Source organism: Terriglobales bacterium, from assembly GCA_035573675.1.
Classification (GTDB): domain Bacteria; phylum Acidobacteriota; class Terriglobia; order Terriglobales; family Acidobacteriaceae; genus DATMAB01.
In genome coordinates this window covers 37,270-57,538 of record DATMAB010000006.1, presented here as the reverse complement: position 1 = coordinate 57,538, position 20,269 = coordinate 37,270, and the positions used below count along the sequence as shown (strand labels likewise).

Sequence of the window (20,269 nt, the reverse complement as noted above, 5' to 3'; positions counted from 1 at the left end):
GGAATGAATCCATCTGCTCACAGCGAGCGATGTCGCAAATGAAGCACGAGCGGCTTTCCTTCGCTCCTATGCCGATGTATAGTCGCTGGCTTTCCGGGGATGGATTCGTGGCCAGGTTGTGGCGCATCTCTCTGCCGGTGGTGGCGGGCGCACTCGTATTCTCCGTGGGCGCGACCCTGTGGCAGGCAAGGCGGGCCTTGCGGGAATCGGCCGCCCACGTGGCCGAACAAGGGCGCCTTCGCTTCAAGCTGGCTCCCCTGGAGCCGTCGGGAGCGCCGGCGGTGGAATGGGTCAGTTCCCCGGCCGTGTTCACCGATGCCGCTTCCTATCGCGCTCTCCTTTATATAGCCGGGCCAACCGGACTCCTGGCCTACGGACCCGCGGGTCAGGTGGCCGCGCATTACCGTGTGGGGCAGGAACTGCCACCCGCGCCCATCGTTTCCCTCGCGGTAGGAGCGGCCATCGATTCCGTCGAGCCCGAACTGTTCCTTGCGACGACCGGCGCCGGTTTGCTCGCCTTCAACGGCAGGAGCTTCCGCCAGTTGCTTCCCGAGGATCCCGCCTATCGGAAGCTGACGTCGGTGCTGGTGTTGGAGTCCGGACGCCTGCTGCTGGGAACAGCGAAGGGTGTGCTCGTCTACGACGGCAAGACGCTGTCTTTCTTTCATCCCACCCTCGGGGGCCTGAACGTGACGGCGCTCGCGGGCGACGAGGCCAGCCTGTGGGTGGGAACGCTGGATCAGGGCGTGGTGCACTGGCACGCCGGGCAGGCGGATCGCTTCGCGGAGGCCGAAGGTTTGCCCGATCCGCAAGTGACGGCGCTGGCGCTGGGGGACGGATCGGCCTACGTGGGCACGCCGCTGGGCGTGGCTGAGTTCCGCGCGGGGCGGTTCTATCGCCGGCTGGCTTCTGGGTTTTTTGCCCGGAGTCTACTCGGGCGAGGCGAGCGCCTGGTGGTGGGAACGCTCGAGGAGGGCACAATAGAAGTGCCCTTGGGTGAGCGACGGCCGCGCTCACTCCGCCAGGCTGGAGAGCCGCTGCCGGGCGCAGTGGTGCGGCTGCTCGAACTCGAAAATGCGTTGCACGCGCTGGCCGGGGATGGGCTGTACGAGCTGACCAGGGGCGGCGGATGGCAGCGCCGGTTGGGGCGCGAAGCGGCGCTCCTCGCCGACCGCAACATCGCCGCGCTCTCCTTCGACCCACAGGGGCGTCTGTGGGTGGGCTATTTCGACCGCGGGCTGGACATCCTGGACGCCAGCGGCCGGCACGCGAGCCACGTGGAGAACGAGCGCGTCTTCTGCGTCAATCGGATCGTGCCGGACGCGGAGCGGAACCTGATCGCCGTTGCCACCGCCAACGGCTTGGCGCTGTTCGATGCCGACGGTCGTCAGCGCCAGGTCTTGGGGCGTGCGGAAGGATTGATTGCGGACCACGTCACCGACGTAGCGCTGTATCCGGGCGGCATGGCTGTGGCTACGCCAGCCGGCGTGACTTTCCTCGACGGTGCCGGCGCTCGGAGCTTGTATGCCTTCCATGGTCTGGTGAACAACCACGCCTACGCCCTGGCGGCCGAAGGCGGCAGGCTCCTGGTGGGCACACTGGGAGGGCTGTCGGTGGTGGAGAACGGCCTGGTGCGCGCCAGTTTTACTACCGCCAATTCCGGCCTGCGGCACAACTGGATCACGGCTATCGTCTCTTTGGGCGACGAATGGCTGGTGGGCACCTACGGTTCCGGCGTCCTCCGTTTGGATGGGTCGGGACACTGGCACACGTTCGCCGACCCGAAGCCCGACTTCGAGGTCAATCCCAACGCCATGCTGGTGACCGCGGCACGCGCGTACGCGGGAACACTCGACCGCGGCCTGCTGGTGTATGACCAGAGCCGCGAGCGCTGGGTTGCGGTGACGAGCGGCCTGCCTTCCGTGAATGTGACGGCGCTCGCCGCGCGCAACGGTTATCTCTATATCGGCACCGACAACGGTCTGGTGCGTGTGCGGGAAGACGACGTGCTGCGATGAAGTGCCTGTCGAGCTCGCTCGCGGTCCGGGCCGTCCCACGGGTGGCGCTAGCCCTGGCGTTGGCGGTGCCGGTCCTCTCTCGAGCGGATGCGGGCGTGCTGATCCCCTCCAACAAGCCGGCGCCCGATCCTTCCATCCTCTCATTGGAGGAGATGGAGATCAAAGTCCTCATCGACAACGGCGTGGCCCGGGTGGAAGTACGGCAGATCTTCGCCAACCATGAAGGCTCGATCCTCGAGGGCGAGTATCTGTTCGCACTGCCGGCGCGGGCGACCGTCTCCGACTTCGCCGTGTGGGACGGCGTTACGCGCATCCCGGGGGTCATCCTGGAGCGCAAGCGGGCGGGCGAGATCTACGAGAACCTGAAGTGGCAGTCCATCGATCCCGGCCTGCTGCAGGTGGGTGAGCGCGGCGCGGACGAGGCGCGGCGCACGGCCGTATTCAGCGCGCGCATCGTTCCCATCCCCGCCCACGGTACCAAACGCATGGAGCTTGAGTACCACGAGACCATTCCGGTCGAGAACCTGGAGTCGTACTTTGCCATTCCTCTGCGACCGGATGCATATCGGGCGCAGGTGGCCGGCCGGCTGCGCATCGACTTCGAGCTGCGCTCGGCACATGCCTTGCGCGATTTCCAACTGGTGGGCACGACCTATCCGCTCGAAGTGAAAGAACGCACTCCCCACCTGGTGCGAGGAAGATTCGAGGGCCGCAAGGTCACGTTCCAGGAAGATTTTGCCGTGCGCTACGCGCTGGATTCCGCGAAGACCGATCGCCTGGAAGTGCTGACCTACCGCGAGCCTGTGCCGGGTACGCCGCCGCCGACCGTGACCGCACCCGAGCCTGCGGGCAACGAGCCGGGATTCTTTGAGGCCTCGGCCGTGCTGGGCACCGGGAGCACAGGCGCAGCCGACGCTTCCGGGAGGCCGCGCACGGTGCTGGCACTCTTCGACACGTCGCTTTCCATGCAATGGGAGAAGCTGGATCGCAGCTATCAGGCGCTGGAAGCGCTGCTGCGCGGCCTGCGTCCGGCCGACCGCTTCAACCTGCTGGTGTTCAACACCGAAGTGACGCCCTGGGCTGCCGGGTTCGTAGCCGCGGAGCCGGCACAGGTGGAGGCGGCGCTGGCCTTCGTGAAGTCCGGCTACATCCGCGGTGGGACCGACATGGAGCGGGTGGTCAAGGCAGCGCTCGGCGAGATTTCGGGCCAGCGGGCCGGTTCGGCCGCCCGACCTGCAGGCACTCCAACCTGCGCGACCGACTGCTACCTGGTGCTGTTCACGGACGGCGGCGCAACTCGGGGTTCCATCCTGAACGCGCGGCTGGCTGCCGGCTACGAAATGAAGTGGAAGGAACTGCCGGAAGCCCAGCGTCCGCGGACGTTCGTCTTCGCTGTCGGGGACGACGCCAACCTGCCGTTGCTCCGCCTTCTGGCCCGGCACAACGGCGTGCTGGAATGGGCTCGTTCCACCGAGCCCATCGAGTTCAAGCTGCAGGCGTTCCTCTCCAAGATCGGACGCAGCCCGGTGGCCGGCTTGCAACTCTCGGCCGCTCCCGAATCCAACTTCGACCTGATCTATCCGCTGGACGAGGCGCCGTACGCGGGCTCCGTGGCCGCCTGGATCGGGCAATACCGCCGCCCGATGGCGAAAGCGGACTTTGGCGTGCGGGGCACACGGGATGGCGTGCCGTTCGAGATGCGCACGACCGCCGCTTTGCCAGAGCGTAACGTAGAGCACCCACACCTGCCACGATTGTGGGCGCGGCGGCGCGTGGACGCGCTGCTGGAAAAAATCGAGCGCGAAGGCGAGGATCGCGATACGGTGGACGAGATCATCCGCCTGGCGCGCAGGTACAAATTCGTTACGCCTTACACGTCGTTTCTGGCGGCGCCCCGTGCGCTCCTTCGTCCGCGCGTCATTCGGCCCGGTGACCCCGTACTGCGCGTCAAGACCGATCCATCCATCGTGTCTGTGATCGCGATGTTCCCCTTCGGCCTGGTGAAACCGCTGCGCTACCTGCCGCGCGAGGACACCTGGCAGACCCGCTTCCTCGCGCCCAAGGATTTGGCGGACGGTACGTATCAGGTGCGCCTGGTGCTGCGCGACCGTCGGGGACAGGTCTACCGCGAGTCGAAGAGCTTTGTGATCGCCAGCCAGCCGCCCGTGGTACGGGTCCGCCTGGCGAAGAGTCAGGTACGGCGCGGAGAGAGTGTGGCCCTGCGGGTGAGCGCCTCCGCCTCGACACGCACCATTGTGGCCCGGCTGTATGGCGCCGCGCCCGTCCAACTGCGATGGAACGAAAACGCCGGTGCGAACACGGGCGAGCTGATAGTGCCGCGGGAGCTGCCTGCCGGCAGGTACACGTTGCGCGTGATTGCGGAAGATATGGCCCACAACATCGGCAGCCAGGAGGTGCCGCTTGAAGTGCTGCCGTAGAGCGCGCTGGCGTCTCGGGCTGCTGCTGGCGGCAACGCTGGCTGCCGTTGCGCACGCCGACCTCGCACGCTGGGTGCAGGAGATTGACTCGGCCAGCGCGCTGCGCGCCGTCTTCTTTCGCTCGGTGCCCCTGCCTTCCGGGCCGGTCAACGTGCGACGCACGCCTCGCGAGACGCGCGAAGGGCTGACCCGATTGCTGGCGGCGCGGCCGAACGATCCCGAACTCCTGGCGCTGCGCGCCCGCGAAGCCGAACAACAGCTCGACCTCGACGCCGCCGAGGCCGACTGGAAGCAGAGCGCGCAGGCATCGGCAGACAAGGCTGCCGGATATCTGGCGCTGGCCGATTTTTATCGCCGGCGGCTCAAGCCGCGCGATGAGATCGCGGCACTGGCGACCGTCGCTGCCCAGCCGTCGCCGGCGTCCGAGCGCCTCGTACCGCCGGAGCGGCAACGTTCGTGGCGTGCCTTCGAGCGCATGTTCGCGGTTATCGAGGAGCAGGCCATGCCGGCGGAAGACAGCGTGGCGCAATACCGTGCCTGGATGGCTCGCTATCCGCGCGAGGCCCAGGTGTACCGGCGGTTCTTCGACTTTCTGGTAGCGCAGAAGGACTTCACAGCGGCTGCGGCGCAGATCGAGGCCTACCGCAAGGCCTTCCCCGACGACACAACCTTTCCCGTGCGGGCGCGTGCCGCACTCGCTCATGCCCGCGGAGCGGAGGCGGAGGCGCTCGCCGTCTATGAGAGTTCGTATCAGCCGCTGTGGCCGCCCGAACTCGTGCAAAACTATTTCAGCCTGCTGACCAAGACGCGCAACTTGAGGACATTTCTCGACCGGGCGCGGTCAGGGGTCGCCGCCGATCCCGACGATCTCAACGCGGCTACCCGCCTCTTTTATTACTACCAGCAGCAGGGGAACCTGGCGGCGGCGCGGCGGGCCCTGGTGGAGTACCGGCTGCGCAAGGAATCGCGCAACGCGTCCTGGACCGCGCAGCAACTCTGGGTGATGGCGCGCCTGTTCGAGGGCGTGCTCGACTACGACGAGGCTGCCCGGCACTACTATGCGCTTTACAGTCTGCCTGCGGCGGCCGATGCCGACCGCGAGACGGCCCTGGCCGGGATCCTGCGCGTGCTGTTCGACGCGCCCGAGCATCCCGTGCGCTTCGGCGCCGGCGACCTCTCGTTCTACAAGGATGTGGCCACCATGGATCCCGCTCCCGGGTTCCTGAACGGCATCCTGTCGCTGATTCTGAATTCCACCGAGCCCGAGTATCGCTACGCCGAACAGGAGCGGCTTTCCGTTGCTTACTTCCATCGCGCCCGGGCGGCTGAACTGATGGCGCTTTTCGAGTCGCGCTTCCCGCAGTCGGCGGAGCGGGCGCCGTTGCGCGCGCGGCTGATCGAGGCCTATGCGCAATACGGCGATGCGGACGCGGTGATCGCCGCAGCCCGGCGCTTTCTCGCGGATTTGCCGGACGCGGCGGAGCGGACGCGCGTTTCCTTGCTCCTCGCGGAGGCCTATTCGCGCTCGGACCGGGTGCAGGAGGAGTTCGCCACCTACGATGCCTTGCTGGCGGAACTGGCGGCCAAGGCCGGCAACGTGCCCCTGGGCGAAAACGCGACGGCGCTGGTTCGGACCTCCGAGGAAAGTGACGAAGGCGGAGAGCAGCCGCGAGAAGGCGGAACCGCAGGGCCCCGCTCTCCGGAGTACGCCCGCGTGCTGGAACGTTACATCGCGCGCCTGCTCTCGCGCAAGGAAACCCGGCGCGTGCTGACGCTCTATCGGCGGGAGATCGACCGCAATCCCGACGACCCCGGCCTCTACGAGCGCTTGGCCGCGTTCCTGGAAGCCAACCGATTCGGAGCCGACGTCGAGCAGACCTACCGGCGCGCCATGCAGCAGTTCCCGGACCGCTCCTGGCATCACAAGCTGGCCCGCTGGTACCTGCGCAGCAAGCGGCAGGCGGATTTTGAGAAGCTCACGCAGGAGGTTGCCCAGGTCTTTACGGGCAGCGAACTGGAGGCCTACTTCCGCGATGTGGTGGCAGGCGCCGGCCTCGGACCGCAGCTCTACCTGCGCGTCAACCAGTACGCGCACCAGCGCTTCCCATACAGCCTGGCGTTCGTCCGCAACCTGCTCTCCGCCTACCACTCGAAGGACACCTACGACCACGCCGCCTGGCAGCAGCTCATCCGCGAGTTCTGGTTCTACAGCGACGACCTGCGCGCCCGCTTCTTCGAAGACCTGGTGGCGTACAGGAAGATGGAGAGCGAGCTGGCTGCGGCACTTGCCTATGCCTCGACCACCAGCGGCGCTCGCTGGCCGGAACTGGCGCGGCAGAATCCCGCCGCGGCGCGCTTCCTGGGCGAGGCGGCGGCGTGGCAGTCGCACTTTGAAGCGGCGGCGCCCTTGCTGGGTGCGCTGGCGGATGAACATCCCGGCGATCTGGATCTCAGCCGGCGAGCCGCCGCGATTCATCGCTCGCTGGCGGCCTACGAGCCGGCGCACACCGAGGCGGCGGCAAGCATTGAAGAGAGGATCGTTCGCTTCGATCCGCGCGATCGCGAGGCGCTGGCGCGCGTGGGTGACGTCTATGCCGACCGCGACCAGTTGGCACGCGCCCGGCCCTGGTGGGAACGCATGGCGCACGTCGCGCCCGGCAAACCCGAGGGCTATCTGGAAGCCGCCACCGTGTTCTGGGATTACTACCAGTTCGATGAGGCGCTACGGATGATGGAAGAGGGCCGCAGGAAGCTCGGCCGTCCGGCGCTCTATGCCTATGAAGCCGGCGCAGTGTACGAAAACAAGCGCGACTACCGCCGAGCGCTGCAGCAATACCTGCAAGGCGCGCTGGCCGACCCCTACTCGCCCGCGTGGCATCGCTTGTTGGCCCTGGCGCGTCGTCCCGCTTTCCGGCAACTGGCGGATGAGGTGACCGCTCGCGCCGTGGCTCTCCCGGATCCATCCCAGGAAGCACTCAATCTGCGGGTTGCGGTGCTGGAGACCCAGGACCGCCGCATTGACATCGAGAAGATGCTGCAGGCTCTGGTGGAGACCACGGCATCGATCGAGATGCTGGAGCGCATCGAGGGACTGGCGGAGCGCCAGGATTTCCACGCCGTGCGTGCCCGTTCCCTGGAGCGCCGCATCGCGCTCACCGGAGACCCGGTCGAGCGCCTGCGGCTGCGCCTGGCGCTGGCGCGCTTCCGCGAATCGCGGCGAGACGTGGAGGCTGCGCGCCGCGAGATCGAGTCGCTGTACGCGGACAACCCCAGGGTGCTCGGAGTGGTGCGCGCCACCGTGGACTTTCACTGGCGCAACCAGGACGCGCAGCGCGCGCTCCAAATCCTCGAACAGGCCGCAGCCGCGTCGCATCCCGCGCTTCGCCGGCAATTCCAGTTCGAAGCCGCGCGCAAGGCGACCGAGGCCGGCCAGTTCGCACACGCCCGAAAGCTGCTCGAACCGCTGTTGCGCGACGATCCCTTCCAGTCCGAGTACCTGACCGCCGTGGCCGATACGTTCGCGCGCGCCGGGGATGATGCCGGATTGCGCGACTTCTACGTCGCCACCATCGAGGCCATGCGGAGTGCCCCTCTGGCGCCGGCGGAACGCACGGCCCGGATCGCCGCCCTGCGGCGTGGGCTGATCCTGGCGCTCACCCGCCTGAAAAACTACGCGTTCGCGGTCGACCAGTACATCGAGATCCTCAACCGCTATCCGGAAGACGCGGGACTCGCCGCGGAAGCCGCGCGCTACGCACAGGAGCACGATCGCAAGCAGCAACTCCTCGATTATTACCGCAGGGCGGAGCGCGATTCGCCGCGCGATTTCCGCTGGCCCACGGTGACGGCGCGCCTCGAAGCGCAATTCGAGGATTTCCCCGCGGCCATCGAGGCCTACACCCGGGCCACGCGCATCCGCCCGGATCGTTCCGACCTCTACCTGGCGCGGGCGCAGATGGAAGAGCGGCTCATGCGCTTCGACGAAGCGCTTGTCGATTACCGCAAGCTCTACGACCTCACGTACCAGGATGCGCAATGGATGCGGAAAGTCGCCGAACTGCACGCCCGCAGGAGCGAAATCCAGCCGGCGGTCGAGGCGTTGCGCAAGGCGCTGATCGAGGGAAGGCCGGAACGCCCGCAGACTTTTTTCGAAACGGCGGAGCAGTTGGACGCCTGGAACCTGCCCGCAGAGGCGCGCGCGTTCGCCGAACGCGGCGTCGAGCTGGCCGGCAAGGACCTGCTGCGCGACAACGACTACCTCTCAGGCGCGCAAACGTACGCCCGCGTGATGATCCGGCTGCGCCAGCATGAAGCGCTGTGGAAGCGCCTCGCCGAGGCGCGTCAGGCCGGTGGCGCGGAAAACACAGCCTCGTCCTACCAGGCAGTCCTTCGGCAGCTCGGGCAGACCCTCGACCGCTACTACGCTCCAGAGGAGCGGGCTGCCTTCGCGGCGTTCCTGGAGGCGCAGAAGGCTGCGGCATCACGCGATGACCTGGAGCGCGTCCTGGTACCGCTCGCCCAGGACGCCGTCCTGCCCGATCTGGAAGCCCGGTGGCGTCATGAGCTGATGATGTCTTCGCCCGGCAGTCCTGAATCGCAGGTGCACTACGGTCGCCTGGTGCAACTGCAGCGCAGGCGCTTCCACTTCAGCGAGTTGGCGGCGCAACTGGAGGCATACGAGCGCGTCTTTCCGCACAACGAAGGCAAAGGGGGAATCCTGGATCAGGCGGCCGACGCCTGGCGCGACGCCGGCAATGCGGATGCCGAATTCCGCGTGCTGCGCGCGCGCTACGAGACCTGGTACGGAGGGCCGCGCCAGGAGCGCTATTACGAGTTCCTGCTGGAACGCGACCCGCAGCGCCTGGTGACGTTAGCCGCGATGACGGAACGGCCGCCATGGTTCCGCGACTCGGTGGCCGATTTCGCCGTGCGCCGTGCGCCGAACGCGTTGGCGCTGGACGTGATCGCCGCCCGTGGCGGCGGTCTCCCGCAGGTCTGGACGCGCGCCTACACGGGGCTCGCCGGACTCTATCGGGACGAGAAGGCGCCGCGCGTGCGCGAATCCTTCCTCGCCGCTTTGGGAGGCGGCGCCATCGGCGAGCGCGTCGGCCGCCCTGTAGATCGCAACCAGACGCTCGCCGGCGACCTGTGGTTTTACTACGGCTCTCGCTACGGCGAGTATCAGTGGGGCATGAAGGCGGCGGACACCGAAGACTATCTGCCGGCCATGCTCGAAGGCACTCCGGCGAACACGGACGCATATTTCACGCTGGCTGGTTTTTACCGCGATACGCGTCAGTGGGAGCGCGCGCTCGCGGACTACGATCACGCGCTGGAGTTGAGCCCCCGCCGCGGGGAGGCGCACCTGGAGGCGGCACGCATCCTCTGGCAGCAGGACCGCGATGCCGAGGCGCTCGAGCGCCTGCGTGCCGCGCTGGTCGCGTTCGACCATCAGCAGAACACCAGCGGCTACTCGGAGAGCTTCTGGCCGGATGTTGAGGCCACGTTCGAGGAACTGGGACGCAAGAAGCTCCTCCCTGCGCTGCGCGGTGAAGCCAACCAGTTGTTGCACAACTACGTACGCAGGAACGGCTCGTACCGTGCCGATCCCCTGCTGCGCGGAGCCTTGGCGGCGGCCGGCGATCCGGCGGCTGGCACCGCATGGGTTCTGGAACTTTCCCGCGTTGCTCCCAGCTCCAGCGGTTTCCTGAACGACATCAGGAATGCTCGCTGGATCCCCGAGACGGGACGCGAGGCCATCTATCGCCGCACGGTGGAATTGGCCGAGAAGGAACTGGAAGAGGCGCATGGGCCTTCTCGGGAATACGCCATCGAGAGCCTGAATCGCGCCCGGCTGCGGCTTGCGGCCCAGCTCGCGCGCCAAGGCCAGCCGCAGGCGGCCCATCATGTTCTGGAGTCCATTTCGAAAGCGGGGCGAGCCGCCCTGCTCTACGAACTGGCTCCTGTCGAGATTCGCGTGGCGGCGCTGGGGGGGAAGCTCGCCGATCTGTTCGCGCGCTACCGCAGCCAGCCGGATGAAGCGCCTCCGCTGGAAGCGCTCCGCAACGCCGCGCTCGCGCTGCGCTCCGACGGCCAGGCGGCGACAGCTCGCCAGGTTTTGGAGTTCGCATACTCGCGCGAACTGGAGAACTACAGCCTGGAGGCTTCGAATTTTCTCGGCTTGGCTGAGATTCGGCTGGAGCAGGGCGATACGCCGGGTGCCCTCGAGCTTTTGCGTCGCATGACGCTGATAGGCGGTGCGCCCTTTGAGAACCTGGAGCCGGCGGCGGCTTTGCTCGCCAGGTTCGGCCGCCACGCCGAAGCAGCCGAGTTCCGCAGCCAGCGTGTTCGTGCCGTGCCGTGGGACGCCGAGGCGCGTTCGCGGCAGGCCGAATCGTTGCTCGCCGCCAGTGGGCAGAGGGATCCAGCGTTCAAGTTGCTTGCCTCGGTCGTCCAGAAACCATCGTTGCCCTACGGCACACGCGTGGCAGCGGCAAGGGCCTGGGAGCGAGCCGACGGAGGTCCTCTGGATGCCGGGGCAACGGAATTGACTGAATTGGCCAAGAAAATCACGCCTGATTCCGGCGTGTTTTTCGGCTGGTTCGACCGCCTGTTGCAAGCGGGAACTCTGATGAGCTCACCATCCTCAAGAATCAAGCCGCTCGAGGATGCGCTGGCAATCCGCCCGGACTCCCATGCCGCACGCTTGGCGCTCGCCCGCGCCGCCGTTGAGGCGGGCCGGCACCGGCTGTTGCTGGTCGCGCTCGAGCCCTATCGGGAGGCGGCGAACCTCGGCCGCGAAGCCGACACCGGCTACGGGATGGAGGCGGATTCCTCCGAGGGCCGGGCAGCCGAAGAAGAGCCTCGTCCGATTTCATCCCTTGGCGACGAAGAGTTCGCCACTGAGTACTCCCAGGAGCGCTATGAAGCGGGCCGATGGTTGGCCGGCTTGGGGTTGGAGGACGGGGCCCGTGCCGACTTGGCACACCATCTCGCGGTGGCGCTGGAAGCTCAGGGACAGCACCGCGCAGCACGACGGTTCGTGCGCATCGCACTCTATCTGCAGGCCGACGATGCAGCGCGGCGACCGCTGCGGGCAAGCCTCGAGCGGCTGAACGCCGAGCTGCGCCGGCAGGCCGCGAATCAGCGCCGTCAGCCCAAGATCAGCCCCAACCTCGAACAGGAAAACCTGGTGCGACCGCGGCTGGCAGCGGCGGCTTACGCGGCAGGAAAGGGAGGGCGGCCATGACGACTTCGAGGTCCTATGCCGTGCTCTCGCTTCTGGCCTTGGTGGTGGCTGCGGCCGCGCTCTACCAGACAACGCCTGCCGAGCGCCCGCTGGCCGATTCCATGCCTCCGGGTGCACTGCTGGTGCTCGAAGCCCGGGACTTCTCCGCGGTCCTGGCTGACTGGAATCAATCGAAAGAAAAAGAACTGTGGCTGGCCGGCGACAATTACAAGGTGTTTTCACGTTCGCGCCTGTTCCTGCGGCTGAAAGAGGCTGTGGGAGAATTCGGTTCCGCGGCCGGCCTTGCGCCGGACATGGCTCTGGTGCAGTCGGTCGCCGGAAGCGAATCGGCGGTGGCCATCTATGACATCGGCAAACTGGAGTTTCTGTACATCACGCGCATGCCGGCCGCGCGCGCGTTCGAAAGCGTGCTGTGGCGAAAGCGCGCGGACTTCGAGCCGCGCAAAGTTGCGGACTTTGAATACTTCGTGCGTGCCGATCCGGAATCCCGCCGCGTGGTCGCTTTCGCGGCCGCCGACGACCACCTGCTGCTGGCCACGCGTGAGGACCTGCTGACAGGCGCGCTGCAGCGCATGGCCGGCCTGTCCGGATCCTCAGCGGCGCGCGAAGCATGGTATGAGCGCGCGGTCGGCTTGGCCGGCGATCGTGGCGACTTGCGGCTGGTCATGAACCTGGAAACGCTGGCCAGGAGTCCGCACTTCCGTTCTTACTGGATCCAGCAGAACATCAGCGAGATTCGCGAATTCGCTGCCGGCGTCAGCGATCTGCACCGCTCGCCGGAGGAGTATCACGAAGAGCGTGTCCTGATACCGCGGAATCCTGGAGAGCCCGGAGCGCCCGCCGGCGAGACGACGGCGCTGGCCGAAGTGCTGCGCCTGGCTCCGGAGGACGCCGGTCTTTACCGCGCTTGGGCGTCGCCCAGTACGGAACAGGCGCTAGAGCTGCTGGAGCGCAAGGTGCTTGCGCCGCGCACCGGCTCCGGACCTGCGTCGAAGGAGGCGCCGGCGGTGACCCTGGGTGAGGGCGTGAGCGGGAGCGAGAGCGACTTGGAGACGCGCATTGACGAAGCGCCGCCGGCGACGGCCGGCGGAGCGTTCTCGCCCCAGGCCCTGCGCCGAATGCTCGATTCCGTTCAATTGCGGGCGCTCTTGTCAGTCCAGTCCAGCGTTGTCGAAAAAGACTCAGGGTTTGTGGGCAATCGCTCCGTCATCGTCTTGCTCGGCGAGTCGGAGTGGAAGGCTGAGGCGGCTCGTGACGCTCTGCGCGAAACGGTCGAAGGCCTGTGGACGACGTCGCATCTCGGTGCGGCTTGGGTGGAGCGCCGCGACGGCGGCGAAAGCTATCATGCCCTCGACGGGCTGACGCGTTTGGCGGTGGCGGCGAGCGGCCGGCTGCTGCTGGTCTCGGATTCCCCCGAGATGCTGGTGTCTGTGTTGCGAAGAGCTTCGACCGCGTCCGCGCCCACGGATGCTGTCTACGCTGCGGGTTTCCGCCATGGCCGCGAAAACGAAAACTTCGCCCGCATGATGCGTTGGATGGATTACCCCGCCATTCACGCCGAGAGCGGCGACGCTGAGTCACGCCCGCCGCGCTTCTTCTCCGAAAACATCGCCAGTCTCAGCCAGGCGCTGGCGCGCGTGGAGTCCGCCACCGTCGTGCGGCGGCGTTCTGCTGCCGCCGTCAGGGAATCCGTCCGGTATCGTCTGCGCCCATGAATGGACTGCTCCGGTGCGTGGTGTGCGCGAGCGTGCTGCTCGCTCTGGAATGGCCGTTGCGTCGAGCCGCCGCCGGGACTGCCCATCCTGATCTCTACGTGCAGTCGGTTGCGCGAGCGCTCGAGCAGCAGTTCGCAGATGAGGATCTTTCGTTTCTGCTGCTGGATACGCGCAATGGCGAGGTCGTCGCCGAGCGCTGGGAAGAGGCCGGCCAGCCCCTGCCCCTGGGTTCACTGCTCAAGCCCTTCACGGCGCTGGCGTGGGGGGAAGCACACTCCTTCCGCTATCCCCAGCACGTGTGCCATGGCGCGCGCACCGGTTGCTGGCTTCCCCGCGGCCACGGGCGCTTGGGGCTCGCCGCTGCGATCGCCCACTCCTGCAACGCATACTTCCATAGGCTGGCCGAAGAAGTGCACCCTGCGGACGTCTCGCCGGTCTTGGAGCGCTACGGACTTTCGCCGCTGCCCACGGATGCCACGGCCGATGAGCGATTGGGCCTCGGAGGACGCTGGCGCGCTCCGCCGGCGGCCGTGGCGCGCGCCTACATTCAACTGGCCACCCGTACCGATGACCCCGGAACGCAAGAGATACTCCACGGCATGATGCTCTCCGGAGAAGTGGGTACCGGCGGCGCCGTTGGCCGTGCCGTACCCGGGCGCGCTGCGCTGGTGAAGACCGGTACCGCGCCCTGCACGCACACGCCAGGTGCGCCCGGCGACGGATTCGTGGTTGTGCTCTATCCTGCAACCTCTCCGCAGTTTGCCCTCCTGGTCCGCCGACACGGCGCGCCGGGTTCGGAGGCCGCATCGTCAGCCGGGGAAATGCTGCGCGTCATCGCCAAAGAGTGAGCATGAAAAAGGCAGCCGAACCCGCCGCACGCCGCTGGCCCACGGCAGCGCTCGTACTCGTACTGACTCCGGTTGTTCTGTCGTCAGGCGAACCGGCACATCCGGCCGCCGTGCGCGTGGGCGTGTTCGGCCTGTTCAGACCGCAGGAGCTTGTGCTCAGCGCGCCGCCCGGAGCCACCCTCACCATCAAGGTTTCCGGGAACGTCATATCGCTGGCCGGCGGCCAAAGTGCGCGTCTGCGGCTCACGGGAGGCGGCATAGAGTGTCGCTCGGCCGAGCGCCGCCTGACGGGCACGTCAGTGCAAGCCTGGCCTTCGGACGCTGGTGAGTTCCAGCTTGCCGTGCCGGGCAGGATCGAGCGCCGCTATCGCGGGAACCTCGAAGTCAGAGTTTCCGGTCGTGCGCTGCAGCCCGTTGTGACCATGGACCTCGAGGTCGCCGTGGCTTCTGCGGTGGCGGCCGAAAGCCCGCCCGGAGCGCCGCTCGAGGCGCTGAAAGCCCAGGCGGTGGTAACACGTTCCTACTACGTCGCCGGAGGCGGTCGCCACGCCGCCTTCGACTTCTGCGACACCACGCACTGCCAGTTCCTGCGACATCCGCCGGAGAAAGACAATCCAGCATGGCTGGCCACGGCGGCCACGCGGGGGCTCGTGCTCAGCTACGAAGGGAAGGTCTTGCCTGCGCTTTACTCAGCCAGTTGCGGCGGGCGCACTCGCACGCTGGCCGAAACTGGCATGCGGGGTGATCGCTATCCGTATTTCTCGGTCGCTTGCCCGGAGCACGCCGAGCCATGGGAGCGTCGCCTGTCGGCTGCCGACGGCAAACGGCTCTTATCCGGAAACCAGAGTGAAGGCTCGCGTCTCGAACTCGGCCGGCGCCGAGGCTGGAGCGCCGTTCCCGGCAACAACTATGAAGCCGAGCATGAGGGCGACCACATCTTGCTGCGCGGTCGCGGACTGGGCCACGGCCTGGGGCTATGCCAGCGCGGCGCCGCCCACATGGCGGCCCGGGGCGCTGGTTTTCTCCAAATCCTCAACTTCTATTACGCGAACACGACGATTGCGCGGTGATGCGGCGCGTGCTCCCGTTGCTCACTCCAAGAGTTCTGCCTAGACCACAACTTTCTTCACAGCCTTCCCGGAAGCCCTGGCAACCGTTGTGCTGCCCTCTGCGGCTGCTTTCGCAGCCGTCGAGCCGCCCCCAGCGACGGCCTTGGAAGCGGCCACGGAGGCGCTGACCACAGCTTTACCCACTGGCTTGATCACATGGTTGAACAGGCCGGCGTGAGCATTGCCCGCCCAGAGCAAGACGATCACAAGGCTCAACTTCTTCATGCGCTCTCCTCCCGATGACTCCCATGATTAGATGAATATTCCGGCGCGCTGGTTTGCCTGTTTCCAAACCTTGAGCGCCACCTGCGCGTTCTCAGCCGACCTGCACGAGTTCCTGCTGCCACTCCCGCCTTAGCGGTCGCAGGCGCGTCTTCTCAAGGTCATCCCTGTAGAAGAGGTTGTAGGTGTCGAACGGGATCAGCCTTCCGTCGGGATGGACGATGTGGATGCAGGTCTTCTTCACCGAGCGCACATCGAACGAATAGGCGTCGATGAACTGAATGATGAGCACGCGGAAGACGTTCTCGTAACTGAGGTCGGGTGGTGCGGCCAGCCGAGGCAGGCAGCACAACAGCTCGCGCAGCGAGCCTGCGCCGGAGCGCGGCGAATGATTGGTGGCGAACAGTTTGAACACGCCCTCGCGCACGGCGTCGTCCTGCTCGTAGACGATGGTGTTGCGCCCGGCGTTGATCAGCACCTGCGGATCGATCATCCCCGTCAGCGGCACGACCTTGCCGTTCAGCTTGAGCGCGTAACCCATCGCCAGGGAGTCGGGGTGGCAGGGAACAGGAATCACGTCCTCCGGCCGAAACACCGGCGATTCGTCGAGAATCCGTCGCCGGACTTCGGTCAGCGTGAGGCGGTCGGTTGCCGGGTCGAACTGCTCCAGCCGGCCCGCGGCCTGGATGGGCTGGAACGTGACGCCGCGCACGCACGGCTGCTGCAATGCATAGTCGATGATGCGTCCGACTTCGCCGTCGTTCAGTCCTTTCTTGAGCGTGACCACGAGGGTGGTCGAAACGCCCAGCCGGTTCAGCCGTTCGAGCGCCTGTTCGCGAACGCGGCGAAGGTCGGCGCCGCGCAGTTCCAGGAGCGCGTCGCGCTCGAAGGAATCGAACTGCAGATAGACCTCGAAGTCCGGCATGTATCCCGCCAGGCGCCTGGCGAAATCCTCCTCCTGTGCGATACGGATGCCGTTGGTGTTCACCATCAGATGGCGGATGGGCCGCTGCTTGGCCAGATCGAGTACCGCGAAGAAGTCGGGATGCAGCGTGGGCTCGCCGCCGGAGATCTGCACCACATCCGGCCGTCCCTCGTTGCGCACCACGGCATCCAGCATGGATCCGATTTCCTTCAGCGAGCGGAACTGCATGCGCGCCGGTCCGCTCTCCGCGTAGCAGATGGGGCACTTCAGGTTGCAGTAGTCGCAGATCTCGACCAGCGACAGGCAGGAGTGCTGCTGATGGTCTGTGCACAAGCCGCAATCGTAGGGGCAGCCCCACTTCACCGGCGTGTTGAACACCAGCGGCATTTCCGGCGGCTTGATGAACACTTCCCGGCAGCGGCGATAGTAGTCGACGTCGTCGGCGATCAGCACTTTTTCGTGGCCGTGCTCGGGGCAGCGTTTGAGCAGGAAGACCTTGTCATCCTGAAAGACGATCTTCCCTTCCACCTTGCGGAAGCAGGCCGAGCAGAGCGAAAGCGCGACGTCGTAGAAAAGATACGGGCGAACCGGCATGGCATCACCTCGGCGTTGGCGAAGCGGATCGAGTGAACAGCTTGCGAACCAGGCGGAGCAGGAGCAGGACTCCTGCGCCCAGCACCAGCAGACAACCGGCGTAGAATCCGGCGGCGAACGGTCCGTACCAGTACTGGCCCTTCTTTCCCAGCGTCTCCAGAAAGCCATAGCACGACGACGCACCGAGCACCACGCCGCTGGCCAGCATCACCAGCACCTGCCCCCAGGTCGGACGCGTGATCACCCCGCCGCCTGCGGCGCTTTCGGCCCCACTTCCCGACGAAGCGCGGACCACCATCAGCACCGTGCCGCCCAGCGCCAGCCCCATCCCGCCGATGAATCCGGCCGCGAACAGCAGTGAGAGCGAATCGTTGCTGTCGTACAGCAGGACGCCGTAGCAGGCAGAAGCCGCCAGCACCGATCCGGCTGCGAACAGGATGGCTCCCTGCTTCCAGTTCGGTGCGCTCATCGGCAGAATCTCCTCTAACTCGTCTTGAGCATCTGGCGAGCTACCCAGACGAATCCCACAAACACGCCCAGGAAGACCAGAGCGATGCCCAGCATGCCTGGTTCCTTGCCTTTGTCTGCCACGAAAAAGAATCCGAAGCAGGCAGACATCAGCAGGAAGATCAGGCTGGCCAGGATCACCAGGATCGCCAGCACAACCCGGATGAAGCTCCGTGATGCAGGTTGCGGCTTTTCGGTAGTGTCGTCCACGTCGACTCCCGTGCTCCTAGAACACCCAGCGGTAGGCGACGCTTTGCGCAAAATGCACAATGGCCAGGTACACCGCTGAGCCGATGAACCACAGGATGAGGCTGGCGGTTTCGTCGGCGCTGCGACGGTCCCGGCGCCACAATTGCCATGCAAAGTAAGCGGCCGCGCCCGTCGCCACCAGATCGATGAGCGAGGCGATCTGTCCGGCATACAGGCCCGCCTGCCGCCAGACCAGCAACAACGTGCCCCACGTCCACAGACTGTAGAGGACGCTCACCACGCTGAACGCCAGCGCCAGCGCTACACCTTTGCGTTCCGGTTGCTCGCGCGTCAGCCACAAGACCGCCCCGTAGGGAAGCTGATAGAGAACAAATGCGGCCATCATCGCCGGAATCAGATTCGCCGGATAGCCGGGCTCCATCCGGTTCAGCACGATTCCAAGAAAGCTCAAGCCGATACTGATTCCGATGGCCAACCGCAAAGGCAGCAGCAGTTTCGCCGCCTCTTCTGCCGTGATCGGGAGTGGCGGCGCCGCTTCCGCGCCCGGCGACGCCTGTGACATTCCCTTGGCCAGCTTGAAGATTCCGTAGAAACCACCTCCGAGGATCGCCACAAACGTCACCACGACGACTGCCAGAAACTTCCTGTCTGCGGCGCTGGGAGAGGAAAACAGGCCGCACGCTGCCAGCAGCAGCATGAGCAGGCTGGCCAGCAGGATCAGAATGGACAGGACCACGATGCCGAGGATGCGCAGCGCCTTGCCCGCTCCGCGTGCCAAGCTTGTTCCTCCCGTCCGGCCTATCCGCTCACGGCGGTTGCAGGTCGTTCGCCCACTCGCAACCAGCGCTTCAGGTCGCGCGCATAGTAGAGCAGGACGCCCACGCACGCCCACTGCAGCAGTGACAGTCCCGCTACTGTCACACCCGGCTTGATGAAGTCCACGAGCAAGCGGAACCCCAGGTAGCCCACCATGAACATCTTGAACAGGTCGCCGCTCTCATACTGTGCCCGCGAGCGCCGCCACAGGAACTGCGCCAACAGCAATAGAAAGATGAGTTCGTAGAGCTGCGTCGGATGTCGCGCGATGCCGTCGCCGAAATCCACCCCCCAGGGCAGCGTTGTCGGCGTGCCGAAGGTGTGGTCCTCAAGGCCGGTCAGGAAGCACCCGAAGCGCCCGGCTGCCGTCCCTATCGCCAGCGGAATGGCGAACAGGTCGCCGGTCCGCGCGCGGATACCGAGGTGGCGCTTGGCCCACTCGACGGCCACCAGCCCTCCGATCAGCGCGCCCACGATGGTCTTGCCCGCCATCAGGTACGCGGGATCGGGCCAGCGTTGCAGTGTCTGCCACGGGTCTTCGAACCAGTACAGGATCTTGCTGCCCAGGGCGGCGCCCGCCGCTGCCGCCGCGACAATCGACCAGCGCAACGGCGCGGCGATTGGATCGCCCCAGCGGCCGCGCAACAACAGATACAGGCGGAAGCCCAGAGCATAGCCCAGCCCCTCGAACACCCAATGCGGGTGCAGCTTCCAGGGACCCAGGTGGAGGTAGAAAGGGAAGTCCACTGGCGCGCCATTCTGCGGGCAGGCGTCGAGTGTGTCAACCAGTGCGTTGTCGAAGTAAGTTGCGCAAACTCCTTTGACGTTGACACAATAGCGTCCGCCATGGCCACGGGCGCAACCACCAGCGGAACCGGATCGCTGAAGCTGCCGGTGCGCGTGGCGCTGGTCAACCTGGACGAAACCACCTCTGCCGTCCTGCGCGAGTGCTTCCAGCAGTCCCGCATTGCCACCGTGGCTGTCAGCGGCATCGTGGAGCCGCGGCTGGCGCGAGAGAAGTTCGACGCCTGCGTCGTGCGCTTGAACGAACAGGCCGGCAAAGTCCTGGAGACCCTGCGCTCCTCCCGGGAGAACCAGCGCGCCTTTCTCTACGGCGTGGCCCGCAGCAGCGAGGAAGCCTTCCCCTTCACGCGGCACGGCATCAATGCGCTCTTCCTCGATCCGGTCGAGCGCGAAGCCGCGCTGAAGGTCGTGCAATCGACCCAGAACCTGGTCACCGGGCACATGCGGTTGTTCGTGCGCGTTCCCTTGGTCACGGAAGTGATTCTCGACGCCGAGGGCAAGCGCCACTCCTGCTACAGCCAGGAGGTCTCCGGCGGGGGCATGGCCATGGTGACCTCGGCACGGCCGGCGTTGAACCGTAATGTCTCCCTTGCCTTCAGCCTTCCCGGCCTGCCCCGGCTGGCCATGAACGCCATCGTCTCCTACGTCACCGAGGCGGAAAGCCTGCTGGGCGTGCGGTTTTCCCCCTCGGGCGATCGTGACCGCGTGCGCAAGTGGGTGGACGACTACCTGGGCGCCATCCACAAATAGATCGCTCAGGAAACGATTCCGGGCATTCCGGCGTCTAATATGGCGCCCGACCGTTCCACGGCCG

The 20,269-nt window shown here is 66.3% G+C and carries 13 protein-coding genes; 7 read left to right on the top strand and 6 right to left on the bottom strand.

All coding sequences use genetic code 11. The features are described from left to right. The first annotated feature begins 74 nt into the window (after nt 1-74). The 6 genes from VNK82_00685 to VNK82_00660 are packed head-to-tail and all read left to right on the top strand — an operon-like array spanning nt 75 to nt 15,338. The gene (locus VNK82_00685; GenBank protein HXE89457.1) at nt 75-2,018 is read left to right on the top strand and encodes a hypothetical protein; all 1,944 of its coding nucleotides are present in this window, start codon (nt 75-77) and stop codon (nt 2,016-2,018) included. Beyond that, complete coding sequence (locus tag VNK82_00680; protein ID HXE89456.1) at nt 2,015-4,456, top strand: VIT domain-containing protein; 2,442 nt, start codon at nt 2,015-2,017, stop codon at nt 4,454-4,456. The genes VNK82_00685 and VNK82_00680 overlap by 4 nt, the downstream gene beginning before the upstream one ends. Continuing rightward, nucleotides 4,440-11,705, top strand: coding sequence for a hypothetical protein (locus VNK82_00675; GenBank protein ID HXE89455.1), 7,266 nt, complete (start codon nt 4,440-4,442; stop codon nt 11,703-11,705). Before VNK82_00680 ends, VNK82_00675 begins: the two co-directional genes overlap by 17 nt. Beyond that, nucleotides 11,702-13,420 (top strand): hypothetical protein, encoded by a 1,719-nt coding sequence (locus VNK82_00670; protein HXE89454.1) that lies wholly within the window; start codon nt 11,702-11,704, stop codon nt 13,418-13,420. Before VNK82_00675 ends, VNK82_00670 begins: the two co-directional genes overlap by 4 nt. After that, on the top strand, nt 13,417-14,268 hold the full coding sequence (locus VNK82_00665) for a penicillin-binding transpeptidase domain-containing protein (protein HXE89453.1): 852 nt from the start codon (nt 13,417-13,419) through the stop codon (nt 14,266-14,268). Before VNK82_00670 ends, VNK82_00665 begins: the two co-directional genes overlap by 4 nt. A 2-nt stretch (nt 14,269-14,270) precedes the next feature. Then, the gene (locus VNK82_00660) at nt 14,271-15,338 is read left to right on the top strand and encodes a SpoIID/LytB domain-containing protein (protein ID HXE89452.1); all 1,068 of its coding nucleotides are present in this window, start codon (nt 14,271-14,273) and stop codon (nt 15,336-15,338) included. A 39-nt stretch (nt 15,339-15,377) separates the two neighbouring features. Here the strand turns inward: VNK82_00660 and VNK82_00655 are convergent, their stop codons facing one another. The 6 genes from VNK82_00655 to VNK82_00630 form a co-directional block, all read right to left on the bottom strand. Further along, entirely contained in the window at nt 15,378-15,602 is a 225-nt protein-coding gene (locus VNK82_00655; GenBank protein ID HXE89451.1) for a hypothetical protein, read from the bottom strand. Nucleotides 15,603-15,693: 91 nt separating this feature from the next. After that, entirely contained in the window at nt 15,694-17,118 is a 1,425-nt protein-coding gene (locus VNK82_00650; GenBank protein HXE89450.1) for a radical SAM protein, read from the bottom strand. Between the two features lie 4 nt (nt 17,119-17,122). After that, entirely contained in the window at nt 17,123-17,587 is a 465-nt protein-coding gene (locus VNK82_00645; GenBank protein HXE89449.1) for a hypothetical protein, read from the bottom strand. 14 nt (nt 17,588-17,601) lie between these two features. Then, complete coding sequence (locus VNK82_00640) at nt 17,602-17,835, bottom strand: hypothetical protein (GenBank protein ID HXE89448.1); 234 nt, start codon at nt 17,833-17,835, stop codon at nt 17,602-17,604. Between the two features lie 16 nt (nt 17,836-17,851). After that, nucleotides 17,852-18,613 (bottom strand): hypothetical protein, encoded by a 762-nt coding sequence (locus VNK82_00635; protein HXE89447.1) that lies wholly within the window; start codon nt 18,611-18,613, stop codon nt 17,852-17,854. Between the two features lie 20 nt (nt 18,614-18,633). Further along, nucleotides 18,634-19,398 (bottom strand): prolipoprotein diacylglyceryl transferase family protein, encoded by a 765-nt coding sequence (locus VNK82_00630; protein HXE89446.1) that lies wholly within the window; start codon nt 19,396-19,398, stop codon nt 18,634-18,636. 99 nt (nt 19,399-19,497) lie between these two features. On the opposite strand from VNK82_00630, the gene VNK82_00625 reads away from it, so the two are divergent. Then, complete coding sequence (locus VNK82_00625; GenBank protein ID HXE89445.1) at nt 19,498-20,205, top strand: PilZ domain-containing protein; 708 nt, start codon at nt 19,498-19,500, stop codon at nt 20,203-20,205. Nucleotides 20,206-20,269 lie beyond the last annotated feature (64 nt).